Source organism: Neisseria subflava (genome assembly GCF_003044935.1).
GTDB lineage: Bacteria > Pseudomonadota > Gammaproteobacteria > Burkholderiales > Neisseriaceae > Neisseria > Neisseria subflava_E.
In genome coordinates, this window is the sequence record NZ_POXP01000003.1 from 88107 (window position 1) to 103383 (window position 15277).

Here is a 15277-nt window from a genome sequence, read left to right on the forward strand (position 1 = left end):
CACACGTCATTGCAGTCCGTTCTACCGATCGGGTTGCCCCAAGCCGACATTTGAGACATGAGTAAATCTTCATCATCCGTCCCACTTATCCGTAGACCATGGTTTGCCTTTTTCAGCTCCATGCGCTTTGCCGTTGCCCTGCTTAGCCTGTTGGGCGTGGCTTCGATTATCGGTACGGTCTTGCAACAAAATCAGCCACAAGTCGATTATTTGGTGAAATTCGGCCCGTTTTGGTCGCAGATTTTCGGCTTTTTGGGCCTGTACGACGTGTATGCCTCGGCGTGGTTCGTTGTCATCATGATGTTTTTGGTGATTTCCACCGGATTGTGCCTGATTCGCAATGTTCCGCCGTTTTTGCGCGAGATTCGTTCCTTCCGTGAAAACGCGAAGGAAAAATCACTGGCGGCAATGCGCCATTCCATCGTTTTAGACGGACAGGTAACGCCCGAAGTCGCGCAACGTTATTTGGAAGTGCAGGGCTACGGCTGCAAAACCGTTACGCGTGAAGACGGTTCGGTTTTGGTGGCGGCGAAAAAAGGCGCGATGAACAAATGGGGCTATATCTTTGCCCATGCTGCGCTGATTGTGATTTGTTTGGGTGGTTTGATAGACAGCAACATCCTGCTGAAAATCGGTATGCTCACCGGTCGGGTCGTGCCGGACAATACGGCGGTTTACGCCAAAGACTTTAAGCCAGAAAGTGTGTTGGGGGCGTCCAATTTGTCGTTTAGGGGCAATGTCAATATTTCAGAAGGGCAGAGTGCGGACGTAGTGTTTCTGAATGCGGATAACGGCATGCTGGTGCAAGACTTGCCGTTTTCCGTCAAATTGAAGAAATTCCATATCGACTTTTACGATACCGGGATGCCGCGCGATTTCGCCAGCGACTTGGAAGTCACGGACAAGGCAACCGGCAAAGTCAGCGAACACACCATCCGCGTCAACCATCCTTTGACGCTGCACGGTATTACGGTTTATCAGGCAAGTTTCGCCGACGGCGGCTCGGATTTGACGTTTAAAGCGTGGAATCTGGCCGATGCCGACCGCACTCCGGTCAAACTCAAAGCGACTTCCATGCGCGAGTTTCCGCTGGATTTGGGCAAGGCTTCTTATAAACTGGAATTCGACCAGTTTACTTCGATAAATGTCGAAGACATGAGCGAGCCGTCTGAAAAAGAGCAAAACCTGAAATCCGCCCTCAACGATGTTCGCTCCGTCCGTCAGGAAGACAAAAAATACACCAATATCGGCCCGTCTATCGTTTACCGCATCCGCGACAAAGCGGGGCAGGCGGTCGAATATAAAAACTATATGTTGCCGCTGAAACAAGATGAAGACTATTTCTTCATTACCGGCACGCGCAGCGGCTTGGCGCAGCAATACCGTTGGTTGCGCATTCCGATGGATAAAAACGGCCAAATCGACACCTTTATGGCTTTGCGCCAATATCTGAAAAACGATACGGCACGCCGTAAAACCGTTGCCAATGCCGTCAAAGGTGCCCCCGCCGAAATCCGCGAGCAATTTATGGCGGCGGCGGAAAACACTTTGTCGATTTTTGCCAAAGGCGGCTATTTGGCTTTGGACGAGTTTGTTACCACTAACATTCCCAAAGATCAGCAGGAAAAAATGCAGGGCTATTTCTACGAGATGCTCTATGGCGTGATGAATGCCGCTTTGGAAGATACGATCAGCACATACAATCTGCCGGCTTGGCCGCAAGACGAAAAGCGCAACCGCTTCCTGCTGCATGCAATGGACGCGTACACCGGTTTGACCGAGTATCCTGCGCCGATGTTGCTGCAATTGGACGGCTATTCCGAAGTGCGCTCTTCCGGATTGCAGATGACCCGTTCGCCGGGCGCATTCTTGGTGTATTTGGGTTCGGTATTGCTGGTGTTGGGTACGGTGTTTATGTTCTATATTCGTGAAAAACGTGCTTGGCTGCTGTTTTCAGACGGCCGTATCCGTTTTGCCATGTCTTCCAGCCGCAACGAACGCGACTTGCAGAAAGAATTTCCGCAACACACACGGCAATTGCAGCAGCTTGCCAAGGATTTGAACCATGAATAACAAACATCAGGCCTTGCCCGAGCATGAGCTTCTGACACACAAATCATTTATCCGAAACCTCAACCTTTTCGACTGGGCATTCGCGCTGCTGATTGCAGTCGGTGCGTTTATTGCCCAAACCCAGGCTGGTCTGCATATGGACATCTACGAAATGGTAATTTTGTGGGTGAGTGCCGGTATTGCCGTTTTTCTGGGTTGGTTTTTCAAACCGATGCGCTGGTTTATCCCTTTGGGCGTGTGCTTGGCGTATTTGGCCGTTGATTTGTATGGGGGCGACATCAAACGCGCAGACGGCTTCCTGCTCAAATACCTGTTAAGCAGCCAGTCGGCGATTATGTGGCAATGCGCGTTTGTGTTCTTTGCCTTGTTTGCCTATATCGTCGGCGCGATAGCGGCGGTGCGCAAAAATGTGCCGACCAATACGCTTTTGGGCATGGGTACCGTGTTTGCGTGGGTTTCCGCGATGGCGGGCTTTGTCGGTTTGCTGGTACGCTGGCATGAAAGCTATCTGCTGCGTCCCGATGCCGGTCATATTCCGGTTTCCAACCTTTACGAAGTATTCATCTTGTTCTTGGTCATTACGGCACTGATGTACCTCTATTACGAAGGCCGTTTTGCCGTACAAAAACTGGGTGGCTTCGTCTTCAGCTTTATGGCAATTGTGGTCGGATTTGTCTTATGGTACAGCGTTTCACGCGAGGCTCATGCCATTCAGCCGCTGATTCCGGCTTTGCAGTCTTGGTGGATGAAAATCCATGTTCCGGCCAACTTTATCGGCTACGGTGCATTCTGTATCGCCGCCATGCTGGGTATTGCCGAACTGCTGGCGCTCAGAAAAGAAGATGCGGGCCAAAAATCATGGCTGCCACACTCGCAAGTCATTGAAGAAGTCATGTACAAAGCGATTGCCGTCGGTTTCCTGTTCTTCACGATTGCCACCATCCTCGGCGCATTGTGGGCGGCCGATGCGTGGGGTCGCTATTGGAGCTGGGACCCGAAAGAAACTTGGGCATTCATCGTTTGGCTGAATTACGCTGTTTGGTTGCATTTGCGGCTGGTGGCAGGCTGGCGCGGCAGGGTGTTGGCTTGGTGGGCAGTCATCGGTCTGGTCATTACCGCCTTTGCCTTTATCGGCGTGAATATGTTCTTGAGCGGCCTGCATTCTTACGGCACTTTGTAAACCGCTTATTCTGCACTTTATTTCAGACGGCCTTTTTCCGTTTTCGGAGAAAACGCCGTCTGAATCGTTTTTAATCATTTTTTCAGACGGCCTCAAACCATGTTGGTATTAGGAATTGAATCATCTTGCGACGAAACCGGCGTTGCGCTCTACGATACTGAGCGCGGCCTGTTGGCGCATCATTTGCACACACAAATGGCGATGCACGCCGAATACGGCGGCGTTGTCCCCGAATTGGCCAGCCGTGACCATATCCGCCGTGTCGTGCCGTTGACGCAAGGTTGCTTGAAGGAAGCAGGCGTAGGCTATGCCGATATTGACGCAGTTGCCTTTACGCAAGGTCCGGGCTTGGGCGGTGCATTGCTGGCCGGTTCAGGCTTTGCCAATGCGTTGGCATTTGCCATCGGTAAGCCCATTATCCCTGTCCACCATCTTGAAGGCCATTTGCTCTCGCCTTTGTTGGCAGACGACAAGCCTGAATTTCCATTTGTCGCTTTGCTGGTGTCGGGCGGACATACGCAATTTATGGCTGTACGCGGTATCGGCGATTACACCTTGCTGGGTGAAAGCGTGGACGATGCGGCAGGCGAAGCGTTTGATAAAACGGCCAAGCTTTTGGGCCTGCCTTATCCCGGTGGTGCCAAATTATCCGAGTTGGCTAAACTCGGCACGCCTGATGCCTTCATATTCCCACGTCCTATGCTCCATTCGCACGATTTACAGATGAGCTTTTCGGGTTTGAAAACAGCCGTTTTGACCGCTGTCGAAAAAGTCCGCACTGAAACCGGCAGCGATGAAATTCCCGAACAGACGCGTAACGATATTTGCCGCGCTTTCCAAGATGCGGTGGTTGACGTATTGGCGGCCAAAGCCAAAAAAGCGTTGTTGGATACCGGCTTCAGAACTTTGGTGGTTGCCGGCGGCGTGGGTGCAAACTGGAAACTGCGTGATGAATTTTCGCGCTTAACCGTCAAAATGCCGTCTGAAAAAGGCAAACCCAAACCGCAGGAAGAAAAAATCAACGTCTATTTCCCACCGATGGCATATTGCACTGATAACGGCGCAATGATTGCCTTTGCCGGCGCGATGCGTCTTGCCGAGCGTCAGGCTGTCGGCGCATTCAATGTCAAGCCGCGCTGGCCGCTGTCGGATATTGTGAAGCAGGGTTGATAATTAGACTGCTTCGGTGCAATGAAAGGCCGTCTGAAAACCTGAAGACAGGGTTTTCAGACGGCCTTTAATGAAACGGATGTTTGCGGTAAAACTTCATTCAAAAAGATGAGTAATTTTTTCATCCGTTTTTTCTACAATATTAACTTTGATTGATTGCAAAAGGCCGTCTGAAATGACGAATTTATCCAAAGGTTTGCTGGCTGCGATAGCGTCCAATTTGTTGTTTTCCATGCTGTTTCTGTACGGTATGTGGATGCGGCCGATGACGGGGACGGAGGTGTTTGCCTGGCGCATGGTCGCCATGCTGTCGGCTTTGTGCGTGCTGATGACGATGGTCAACGGTTGGCAAGCGGCAATGCGTTTTGCTTATGGCGTCGGCCGGGATTGGAAACGGTGGCTGCTGATTGTATTGCCGACGCCGATATTTGCCAGCCAGTTGTGGCTGTTTGTCTGGGGGCCGGTCAATGGGGAAGGAGTAAACATTGCCATGGGTTATTTCATGTTTCCTTTAGCAATGATGCTGGGCGGACGGATTTGGTTTAAAGAGCGTTTGAACCGGTTGCAGAGGGTGGCGGTAATCTTGGCGTGTGCAGGCGTGGCATGTGAATTGGTGCGGTCGGGCGCGTTTTCGTGGACGACTGTATGGGTGTTCGGTACTTATCCGTTGTATTATCTGCTGCGCCGCAAGCTGGGCGTGCCTTCCTTAATCGGGCTGACCTTTGATTTGTTGATGATTACGCCGTTTGCGTTGGCGTATATTGTGCTGGCAACGGATACTCCGGCGATGATTGCGGCCAAACCGGTTTTAATCTTTTTTATTGTGTTGCTGGGTTTTAATAGTGCAATATCCATGCATTTGAATTTAAAGGCAAATCAGTTTCTGCCGGTGGCGGTGTTCGGTATGTTGAGCTATTTGGAGCCTGTATTGCTTTTTATTGTGTCGATTGTATGGCTGGGCGAGCCGGTGCAAAAAGGCGCATTGATCGGCTACGGACTGATTTGGTCGGGATTGTGCGTGATGATTGTCAATGGCTTGTTGGGAATGAAGAAAGAAAAAAAATTGGCTAAAGCTTGATGATAGATTAAGGCCGTCTGAAAACTGAGTTGGTCAATATTTTCAGACGGCCTTTGATATTGAAAGGGACGTATCGGATACGCCCCTTTTGTTTTACCAGCTTTGGGCGGCGATACGGTCGGCTTCTTGCAGACGTTCGACTGTGCCGACGTCCAACCAAAGGCCGTTGTGGTGTTCGCCGCTGATTTGGTTTTGGCTCATGGCTTGACACAACAGAGGGGCAAGCTTGGCAGCCTGGTGTGCCGGGGTGTCTTTGAAAAGCGCGGGATGATAAACGCCCACACCGCTGAAAGTCAGGGCTTGGCCGTCTGCGGATGATGCGGATACCAGGCCGTCTGAAAGCAGGCCAAAGTCGCCTTCGGGATGATGGGGCGGATTGTCCACCAGCCACAAATGGGCGAGAAGGTTGTGTTCCTGTATGCGCTGGGCAGCCAGTCGTGCAGCTTGGAAATCAATGTCGGTCAACACGTCGCCATTGACGACCAAAAACGGCTCGTTGCCCAAAAGCGGCAGAGCGGTGGCAATGCCTCCGGCAGTTTCCAGGCCTCCGGCGCGCTCGGGAGAATAGGCAATGTGTACGCCGTAGGCTGAACCGTCTTTCAAGGTGTCTTCGATTTGCTGGCCAAGCCAGGCATGGTTGATGACGATTTCAGTAAAGCCGGCCTTCCGCAGGCGGCGTAAGTGCCAGCCGATAAGCGGCATGCCTGCCACTTCGAGTAAGGGTTTGGGTGTGTGGTCGGTCAGCGGGCGCATGCGTTCGCCGCGACCGGCGGCCAATATCATTGCTTTCATGGGTGTGCCTATAATGTGTGAAACAGAAAAAGTCTCAGGCAGTCTGAAAAATGAAACCGATGTTTCAGACGGCCTGAGACCCTTATTTATGCCAAAGATTTGAATTGCCTACGGAAATACAGCAATGCTGGCGCTTGCGTGTCGGTATTGCGGATTTCGTTGAGCTGAACGAAAAAGACGTAATGCGTGCCGATTTCGCGTTGATCGACAATGCTGCCATGCAGGTGCGCCAGCGCGCCTTCGACTTCGAGCTGTCCGGTTTGCCCCCTGTGCCAAATATGGTATTCGAAGCGTTCTTCGGGTGAGAGGTCGGTCAGTCCGGCAAAGTGTTCGGCGACATCCTGCTGGCCGTCGTTGAGTATGTTGATACACAAATCACGGTTGCCTTGCAGGATGGGAATGATGGCGGATTGGCGGTTGATGCACAGCATGACCGTCGGCGGCTCGTCGGTAACGGCAGTTACGGCAGTCATAGTAATGCCATAGCGCCCTGCTTCACCGTCTGTCGTGATAACGTGTACACCAGCGGCACAGGAGGCCATGGCATCTCGGAAAGATCTCTTGAGTGTGTGTGTTGAATCTGTCATCCGGCTCGCTTTATTTTAATGCCTGTTCGATTTTTGCCAGCTCTGCCAAGAGTTCTTTGAGTTGTGCCATTTTTTCTTTGGTGAGGACTTTTTCAATTGCGTCATAGCGCTCGTCAACCAATGCGCCGGTGGATTCATAGAGTTTCTCGCCTTCGGGCGTCAGTTTCAGATAAACGCGGCGTTGGTCGTTGGAAGGCTTCAAGCGCACGGCCAAACCTGCTTTTTCCAAGCGGGTCAGAATGCCGGTCAGGCTGGGACGGAGGATGCAGGCCTGATTGGCCAAATCTTGAAAGTCGAGTGTGCCGTTTTCCGCTAAGAGCCGGATGATACGCCATTGCTGGTCAGTAATATTGGCTTGGTTCAGAATAGGGCGGAATTGGGTCATCAATGCTTCCCGTGCCTGAATCAGACCGATATTGATAGATGCATGTTTAGATTGGTTGGGCATTACTAAGTCTCCGGTGTTATCAAAAATCAAACCGTTGAAGCGTGAGGTAGATTGATAAAGGCGAATATTGCTGTTTTAAGGCTGCCGTCGGCCGCCGGGTCATGGGAACAAAAGCATCACTGCCACAATATTAGATGAAGATCTCTAACAGTTTGTTTTGATAATAATGTTTCCAATTGTTCTTATGGTTATATCTTAGTCTATTTTCTTTATAATCTCAACAAAATCATATGTTATTGGGAAAGAGATAGTTTATTTATTTATGAAATGGAATTGGTTGAATATATTCAGGTGAAATTATTCTTTAAATTTTCTATTTTTAGTGGATTTTCAATGAATTTAGCTGAAGATATTTGCCAAGTAAATTCTGATTTTTAAGCCGATATAACTGGAAAGTCCGGATGTGTGATGAATCATTTTGCCATCTTTTAATATGATAATGGTCGGAGTGACGGCTATGTTCCATTTTTGAGCCATTAGGCCGTCTGAATCATTGAAGTTTGGAAAGGATAGATTGTTTTCTTGCATATGGCGGGCAATATCATTGTCGCTTCCGGAGCGTAAGGCTACACCCAGAGTCGGAATATTGTCTTGATGCAGTTTTTCTATGGTCGGCGATGTGTACGAGCAAATACCGCACCAGCTACCCCAAAAGTAAACAACGGCAACACGGTTCTGGCTGAAAGATTGGAGGGAAGTGGTTTGACCGTTGGTTAGAGTGAGGGTTTGCGCTGCTGATTGTAAGGGTTGGTCGGGTTTGCGTACCCAGTCGACAATCAAGGAGAGAAAAATGAAAATAATCACGGCCTGAAGCAATGATTTGGCGTAGTGGAGCAGGGTTTTCGTCATGTATTGTGCCGTGAAAAAAGATTGAATGATTGTTTGATAAATGGAAAAAGCCTTGCAGAGCAAGGCTTTTGATTCGATTCTGGAAACGTATTAACGTTTGGAGAATTGTTTTGCGCGACGTGCTTTGCGCAAACCAGGTTTTTTACGTTCAACTTCACGAGCATCGCGAGTAACGAAGCCTGCTTGAGACAGAGCTGGTTTCAGAGCTGCGTCGAAGTCGATCAGGGCGCGGGTGATGCCGTGACGGATGGCGCCGGATTGACCGGTTTCGCCGCCACCGGTTACGTTAACTTTAATGTCGAAAGATTCGGCATTTTCAGTCAGAACCAGAGGTTGACGTACAACCATGCGGCTGGTTTCACGTGCGAAGAATTCGTCAACGGGACGGCCGTTTACGATGATTTGGCCGGTACCTTTAGTCAAGAATACACGAGCCACTGAACTTTTGCGGCGGCCTGTGCCGTAGTAGTATTTACCGTTCATGTCGTGTCCTTATTATTTCAGTTCCAAAACTTTAGGTTGTTGTGCAGCGTGGCCGTGTTCGGCACCGGCGTACACTTTCAGTTTTTTGATCATGGCGTAGCCCAGAGGACCTTTAGGCAACATGCCTTTTACGGCTTGTTCCAAAGCGCGGCCTGGGAATTGCTCTTGCATTTCGCGGAAAGTACGCTCGTAGATGCCGCCTGGGAAACCAGAGTGACGGAAGTATTTTTTGTCTTCGAATTTAGCACCGGTCACGCGCAGTTTGTCTGCGTTGATGACGATGATGTAGTCGCCGGTATCAACGTGAGGGGTGTATTCGGGTTTGTGTTTGCCGCGCAGACGGTGTGCGACTTCGGCTGCGACACGACCCAGAACTTTGTCTTCTGCGTCAATGACGAACCATTCGCGCTTCACCTCGTGGGGTTTTGCAGAGAAGGTTTTCATGGTTGGAATCCAGATATATATAGAAAGTTATGGATTTTAAAGAGGAGATTGGTTTTTGTCAATCTTAATTGAGTGTGTTTGATGCATGAATATGCGGTTTTTTCAGACGGCCGGAAATCTTTACGAAAGTCTTTACTTGGAAAGGGAAAAGCCACACCTGTCGGTATGGCTTTTTTTAGGGAATCCCCACGAGTGCCGTTTAGGCTGAATCCGCTTGAACCTTGCTGACAAGGCGGTCACCTCGGGTAGTTTCGGGTGCGTCCGATAAACGGACGCTCGCGCCCACTACAACTCCCGGCAACCTAAAGCGAACGTATTGGTTCAAAGGAATATATGCCTTCGCGAACACCGCAGGGAAAAGGGGGAAATCAGTTTTGCTCCAAGCGCGCCAGTGCTTTTTGGCACGCGTTGTTCATGTCGGTTATTTTACGCTCAAATTCACCGATTGCCAAATCGTCGTTGAGGGTGGTTTTCAAGAGGTCGTGTACGACGTTGAGGGCTGCCATGACGACGATTTTGTCTGTGCCGACGATGCGGCCGCTTTCTTTAATCGCATCGCTTTTCTTGTTGAGCATTTCAACGGCTTGCAGAAGGGTGGCTTTTTCTTCACTCGGTGTGTTGATGGTGAAGTTGACATTCATGATGTCGAGATTGACTTGTTCGATACTCACGGGGCATCCTTTTATTGTTGTGTTTCTTGGGGCAATCGGGCAATGAGGCTGCGGATTTGGTCTGCGCTTTGGGCCAGCGCGTTGCGGTAGTTTTCTTTTTCGGCAGTCAGGTTGTCAATTTTGCTTTGCAGGTCTTCTTTGAGTTTGCCGACTTGAACCAGCAAGGCTTCGCTGAGTTCGTCAATGGCCGCGTCGTGTTGGCGTTTTTGTTGCTCTTGCTCGAGTTTGAGTCTGTCGATTTCTTCGTTGAGACGGCGGTTTTCTGAAACCAGCGTTTCAAATTTTTGGACAAGTTGGTAAACGTTGATTTCCAGATTGTTCAGTGATTGGTTCATGTGTTTCCCTTCAGACGGCCTTATGGCCGTCATATTGTGCGTCAGGCCGTCTGAATGGCAGACGGCGCGACCGTTTATTCGAAGCGAGCGCTTCGTTCCATCAGTCGTTCAACGACTTGCTGCGGGGTCATTTCTTTGCGGATGAGTTGCAGCAGGGTTTGAGTGATGGGCATATCGATTTGGTATTTGGCGGCGGTGTTGAAGACTTCTTCAATGGTGCTGACACCTTCGGAAACGTGACCGATTTCGACAAGCACTTGATGCAACTCTTTGCCTTCTGCGAGGCCGAGGCCGACGCGGCGGTTGCGCGAGAGTGCGCCGGTACAGGTCAGGATAAGGTCGCCGATGCCGGCCAAACCCATCATGGTTTTGGGTTGCGCGCCCATGGCGATGGCAAGGCGGGTGATTTCGGCGAGGCCGCGCGTTACTAGGGCTGCGCGTGCATTGAGGCCGTATTCAAGGCCGTCTGAAAGGCCGGTGGCAATCGCCATGACGTTTTTAACGGCACCGCCCACAGCGACGCCGATGACGTCGGTGCTGCCGTACAGGCGCATTACGTTGGTGTTCAGTTGGGCAGTAGTTTCTTCCACCCAGTCTTTGTTTTCGGAAGCAAACACGACGGCGCAAGGCAGTTGAGCTGCAAGTTCTTGGGCAAAGCTCGGTCCTGAGAGAACGCCGATTTTTTTATTGTTAGGCAGGACTTCTTTCAGTACTTGGAAAGTCAGGAGGCCGGTATCTTGTTCAAAACCTTTGCAGGCTGCGAGAACGGGAATATCGGCGGCGTTATGCTGTTTGAGCAGCTCGGCGCTGCTTCTGAGGCCGGCTACGGAGGTAACGATCAGGGCAAGTTGGCTGTCTTTCAGCGCTTCGCCCAAATCGGCGTGAACGGTCAGGGACTCAGGGAAAGGGAAGCCGGGCAGGCCGCGTTTGTTTTCGCGATCTGCTTGCAGGGTGCGGATTTGGTCAGGATTGCGTGTCCAAAGGGCAACTTCATTGTTGTGGTGCGCAAAGTGCAACGCGAGAGCTGTACCCCACGAACCTGCGCCGATGACGGTAATTTTCATGTTTCTCTTCCATATGGGAACGGAGCTTACTTTAAAACAAACGGCTTTGGGGTGCAAGGGCGGCGTTTGTGAAAAATATTTTGTGCCGTTTAAAAAGCCTTAGGCCGTCTGAAAGTTCAGACGGCCTGCTTCGGTTTATGATTTATTGTTACCGGAATGGTAGGCATCGTAGGCGTAGTAGTCGTAGCTGTTGTTGGCTTCGCGCTTCATGCCGTTGAGGACGACACCTTTGATGTTGATGTGGTTTTGTTTGAGGCGTTCGACGCTGGCCTCAAGCTCTCGTGCACGCGTGTGCGCATAACGGCTGATCATCAGGACGGTGCCTGCATGTTGGCCGATGATGACGGCGTCGGTCACGGCCAATACGGGCGGCGTGTCCAAGATGACGTAATCGTAGCGTTGGCGCGCGTGGGCGAGCAATTCGTTGAAACGGTTGTCCATCAAAAGCTCGGACGGATTGCTAGGATAGCTGCCGCTGCTGATGAGGTGGAGGTTTTCAATGCCGGTCTCTTGTACGGCTTTGGCCGGAGCCGCTTTGCCGCTTAGGATGTCAGACAAGCCGAACTCGGGGGTAAGGCCGAAGAGTCGGTCGAGGTAGCCTTTGCGCATATCGGTATCGATAAGCAGGACGCGTTTGCCCGATTGCGCCATTACGGCGGCGAGGTTGGCGGAGATAAAGGACTTGCCTGCCTCAGGCGAGGCACCGGTAATCATGAGGACGTTGTTAGGCGCGTCCAGCATGGAAAAGTAGATATTGGTGCGCAGGGCGCGGATGGCTTCGACTGCCGTGTCGGCACGGTCTTCGCTGGCCAGCAGATAGTTGGAACGGCCGCCGGTTTTCTTGAATTTGCTTTTGAAGAAGTCGCGTTTTTGCTGGGTTTTGGAGTGCGGAACAAGAGCGACGACTTCCAAATTGAGGTTTTCGATTTCTTCAGATGAAGTAATGCCGTTTTTCATGCGGTTGCGAATCATCAGCCACAAAGCGGTCAATGAGCCTGCGGCAAGTGCGCTCAGGAGCGTGATGACGGTTTTGCGCGGTGCAACGGGGTTTTCAGGGACATAGGCATAATCGACGATGCGGACATTACCTTGCGCACTGGCTTTCATGATGTTGAGTTCTTGTTGTTTGCTCAACAGTTGGACGTAGGTTGCTTGGTTGGTTTCTACGTCACGGGTCAGGCGGATAACTTCTTGTTGGGTGTTCGGCAACTCGGCGATTTGTTGGTTGATTTTGTTTTTAGCGCGCTCGAGAACGGAGAGTTTGTCCAATACGGCTTTATAGGAAGGGTGTTCCGGCGTGTACAACTCGGCCAAACCTGCTTCTTCGGTTTTGAGCAGGGTAATTTGGGTTTCGATGCCGGTCAGGCTTTCCAATGCGCCTTTGGACTCGAGCGGGATGTCGAGGGAACCTGATTGTTGGCGGTAGGCATTGAGTTTGTTTTCAGCATCTTGCAAGGTTTCTTTCAAGCGTGGCAATTCTTCGCTGATGAAAGCCAATCCGCTGGATGCAACTTGGACGTCGCGTTCGCGATTTTGCGCAACGTAGTTGTCGGCAATGCTGTTGAGGATGACGCTGGTACGTTTAGGGTCGGTGCCGGTAAAGGTAAGGTTGATGATGGGGCTGGTTTTACCTTTGCTGATGACCGCCAGTTTGTTTTGGATGTTTTCGATGGCGCTGATGCGGGAGAACTTGGTTAACGCAAATTCTTGACCCGGGTTGGCCAGGATTTGATCGATTTTGAGGGTGGTTTGATTGTTGATTTTCAGAGGCACGCCGACCTTACCTTCGACAACGCGTTTGTCAGGCAGGGTAAGGGTATAGGCTTTGTTGCTCTTGGCGGTCAGCGTGAAGGTTTTGTTGAACCATTCGTCTTGTACGGTAAAGCTGCCGACGGTCAGTTTGGGATCGGGGTCGCCGCTGATGTTGTGCATCAGGCTGCCGATAACGGGTGTGTATTTGGCTTTGACTTCTTGGTCAAGCTGAAGGTCGTCAACGGTTTTACCCAGCACCAGGCGTGATTGAACCAACTCGACTTCTGCTTCAGACGGCGTGGTTTGGTTGTTGAAGATGCTGTTGATTTCAGTCAGGATTTGGTTTTGTCGCGTTTCAATTTCCAGCATGGCGTCGGCACGGTATTGCGGAGTGGATGCCAGGCTGAAGGCTGCGCCAAGAATACCGCCTGCAAGCAGGGCGGCGAGGATTTTGTATTTATTTGTCCAAATTACTCGCAGCTGTTGGCCGAAGTCGATTTCGTCGTTGTCTGCGCTGTAAGGTGTGTAGGTCGTTTTTTTCATTGCTTGCTTTCTTGTTCATGCCGGTTTTATACCGGTTGAGTTTTTCCGTGTAGTTTGGTTTTCCAAGTGTCTGCGGCAGTATTGAGCTGTTCAAAAACGGCTTCAAACATTTCACTGCTTTGTTTGTATGGGTCAGGTACGGTTTTTTTAGGCAACCATTGGGCAAACAGCATGGTTTTGCTGCGTGCCGGCGGATGGATGTCGGCCACCATGTCGATTTGACAGGGCTCCATGACGAGAATCAAATCGGCCTGTTCGCACATTGGGGCGGTCAGTTGGCGTGCCGTATGGCCTGCAACGATAACGCCGTGTTTGAGTGCGGTTTTGATGGCTTGGAAATCGGCATCCTTACCTGCCAGTGCTTTTATGCCGGCGCTGCTGATGCGGCGGCCGGGTAGTTTTTTCTGCATGATCCGCTCTGCGGTGGGGGAGCGGCAGATGTTGCCTAGGCAGACGATGAGTATGTTGTGGTACATGATATTGTTTCGGTTTATGGTCTGAAAAAAGCGTGAGTCAGACTATAAGGTACTACTTTTCCGTTTGTGCGGTGTGTACGGCTTTTATATGCCGTTTATGTAATTTGGTCGGATTGTGCGTGATTTTGTATCCTGCTGTCAAACAAGGGTCTGACAGCAGGAATCACTGCTTATTTAAACGTATTGTCGAGGGTGTTGACGTTGCTGATGGAGTTTGTAATTTGTGACATTACGCGGTTCCAGCGGGTAACCGGGGCGGCGGTAACGTAAACGGTGTCTTCCGAACGCAGTTTGAATTCGCTGCCCAGTGCGTAAGAGGTCGCATCTTTCAGGTTGAGCTGGTAGATGTGGATAGGTTTGGCCGCATCTTCAGGTACGCGGCGGATCACGAATACGCCGGTTGCATCCGCATAGGCTTGGTTCATGCCGCCCACTTCGCCGAGCGCTTGGGTCAGGTTGAGGCCGTGATTGCCGATCGGCAGGGTGGCTTGTTTGCCGACTTCGCCCATGATGTAGATTTTGTTGTTGCTGCTGTTAGGAACGTAAACGATGTCGCCATGGCTGAGGAGATGGTTTTGCGACATATCGCCGTATTGCAGCATGTCTTGCAGGGAAATGGTGCGGTCGACGCCGTTGTGCGTCCATTTGATGTGTTGGGTGTCGGCACTTTGGGTGACACCGCCTGCTTGGTTGATGGCATCCAAAATGGTCATCGGAATATTGGTAATCGGTAGTTGACCTGCTTGGTTGATGGCACCGGATACAGAAATACGTTGCGAACGGAATTCGGTAACGTTGATGGCTACTTGAGGGTTTTTGATGTAGCGTTTCAGAAGGCTGGCCAGGGTATTTTGCAATTCGTCCAAAGTTTTGCCTTTAGCTTGAATTTTGCCTGCCAACGGGTAAGTGATATAACCGCCCTCATCTACCCAGGCGCCGCGGCTGACTTGGTTGGTTTGCGGGTTGCTTTGCTGGATGGGGGAATTAAGGTCGGAGTGCGCCCAAACCATGATATTGAGGACATCGCCACTGCCGATGCGGTAGCGGTAAGCGCTTTTGCTTTGCTCCAAGCCTTGGTTGGCTTGGGAAAGTACGGGTGGCGTACGCATTTTTTCAATCAGGTTGGGCGTGATGGGGTAAACGGCAACACGGCTGTCGAGGTTGGTATCGGCTGCGGTGTCGGTATCGGTGTAAACAATGGTTTTGGTTCTGGTTTTGATGGTTGAACCAGGAATGACTGTTGTGCTGTTGCAGGCAGTCAGTGCGAATAGAGTAAGCAGGGAGAGCGTTTTTTTCATGTAGTAGTCCTTGCGGGATAGTGTCCGGACCGTC

The 15277-nt window shown here is 50.9% G+C and carries 16 protein-coding genes and 1 other RNA gene; 4 read left to right on the forward strand and 13 right to left on the reverse strand.

Translation table 11 applies throughout. The annotated features are described in order from the left end of the window. Positions 1-120: 120 nt before the first annotated feature. The 4 genes from DBY95_RS08340 to rarD all read left to right on the forward strand — a co-directional run bounded on the left by DBY95_RS08340 (position 121) and on the right by rarD (position 5501). Entirely contained in the window at positions 121-2073 is a 1953-nt protein-coding gene (locus DBY95_RS08340; RefSeq protein WP_199903880.1) for a cytochrome c biogenesis protein ResB, read from the forward strand. After that, complete coding sequence (ccsB, locus tag DBY95_RS08345; protein ID WP_107724016.1) at positions 2066-3253, forward strand: c-type cytochrome biogenesis protein CcsB; 1188 nt, start codon at positions 2066-2068, stop codon at positions 3251-3253. The genes DBY95_RS08340 and ccsB overlap by 8 nt, the downstream gene beginning before the upstream one ends. 99 nt (positions 3254-3352) lie before the next feature. Continuing rightward, positions 3353-4423, forward strand: a complete 1071-nt coding sequence (tsaD, locus tag DBY95_RS08350; protein WP_107724017.1) for a tRNA (adenosine(37)-N6)-threonylcarbamoyltransferase complex transferase subunit TsaD — start codon at positions 3353-3355, stop codon at positions 4421-4423. 175 nt (positions 4424-4598) lie between these two features. Further along, positions 4599-5501 (forward strand): EamA family transporter RarD, encoded by a 903-nt coding sequence (rarD, locus tag DBY95_RS08355; RefSeq protein WP_107724018.1) that lies wholly within the window; start codon positions 4599-4601, stop codon positions 5499-5501. 93 nt (positions 5502-5594) lie between these two features. On the opposite strand, the gene murU is transcribed toward rarD, so the two are convergent. The 13 genes from murU to DBY95_RS08420 form a co-directional block, all read right to left on the reverse strand. Continuing rightward, entirely contained in the window at positions 5595-6293 is a 699-nt protein-coding gene (gene murU / locus DBY95_RS08360) for an N-acetylmuramate alpha-1-phosphate uridylyltransferase MurU (RefSeq protein WP_107724019.1), read from the reverse strand. An 86-nt stretch (positions 6294-6379) separates the two neighbouring features. After that, positions 6380-6880, reverse strand: coding sequence for a 4-hydroxyphenylacetate 3-monooxygenase, reductase component (hpaC, locus tag DBY95_RS08365; RefSeq protein ID WP_107724020.1), 501 nt, complete (start codon positions 6878-6880; stop codon positions 6380-6382). 10 nt (positions 6881-6890) lie between these two features. Further along, on the reverse strand, positions 6891-7328 hold the full coding sequence (gene hpaR, locus DBY95_RS08370) for a homoprotocatechuate degradation operon regulator HpaR (RefSeq protein WP_004520883.1): 438 nt from the start codon (positions 7326-7328) through the stop codon (positions 6891-6893). A gap of 339 nt (positions 7329-7667) precedes the next feature. Then, positions 7668-8177 (reverse strand): protein disulfide oxidoreductase, encoded by a 510-nt coding sequence (locus DBY95_RS08375; RefSeq protein WP_070607190.1) that lies wholly within the window; start codon positions 8175-8177, stop codon positions 7668-7670. 90 nt (positions 8178-8267) lie between these two features. After that, positions 8268-8660 carry a 30S ribosomal protein S9 gene (rpsI, locus tag DBY95_RS08380; RefSeq protein ID WP_003681515.1) on the reverse strand — a complete coding sequence of 131 codons (393 nt, stop codon included), beginning with the start codon at positions 8658-8660 and terminating at the stop codon, positions 8268-8270. Between the two features lie 12 nt (positions 8661-8672). Further along, complete coding sequence (gene rplM, locus DBY95_RS08385) at positions 8673-9104, reverse strand: 50S ribosomal protein L13 (protein WP_003684605.1); 432 nt, start codon at positions 9102-9104, stop codon at positions 8673-8675. A gap of 179 nt (positions 9105-9283) precedes the next feature. Further along, positions 9284-9464, reverse strand: a non-coding RNA gene (gene ssrS / locus DBY95_RS08390) — 6S RNA. 8 nt (positions 9465-9472) lie between these two features. Next, positions 9473-9775, reverse strand: coding sequence for a cell division protein ZapA (locus DBY95_RS08395; protein ID WP_003681511.1), 303 nt, complete (start codon positions 9773-9775; stop codon positions 9473-9475). A gap of 11 nt (positions 9776-9786) precedes the next feature. Further along, positions 9787-10110: a hypothetical protein gene (locus tag DBY95_RS08400; protein WP_036494022.1), complete on the reverse strand. Its 324-nt coding sequence runs from the start codon at positions 10108-10110 to the stop codon at positions 9787-9789. A gap of 74 nt (positions 10111-10184) precedes the next feature. Then, positions 10185-11174: an NAD(P)H-dependent glycerol-3-phosphate dehydrogenase gene (locus DBY95_RS08405; protein ID WP_004520880.1), complete on the reverse strand. Its 990-nt coding sequence runs from the start codon at positions 11172-11174 to the stop codon at positions 10185-10187. Positions 11175-11309: 135 nt separating this feature from the next. After that, on the reverse strand, positions 11310-13469 hold the full coding sequence (locus DBY95_RS08410; RefSeq protein WP_107724021.1) for a polysaccharide biosynthesis tyrosine autokinase: 2160 nt from the start codon (positions 13467-13469) through the stop codon (positions 11310-11312). Between the two features lie 26 nt (positions 13470-13495). Next, entirely contained in the window at positions 13496-13945 is a 450-nt protein-coding gene (locus tag DBY95_RS08415; protein WP_107724022.1) for a low molecular weight protein-tyrosine-phosphatase, read from the reverse strand. A gap of 170 nt (positions 13946-14115) precedes the next feature. Then, positions 14116-15243, reverse strand: coding sequence for a polysaccharide export protein (locus DBY95_RS08420; protein WP_107724023.1), 1128 nt, complete (start codon positions 15241-15243; stop codon positions 14116-14118). Positions 15244-15277: the final 34 nt, after the last annotated feature.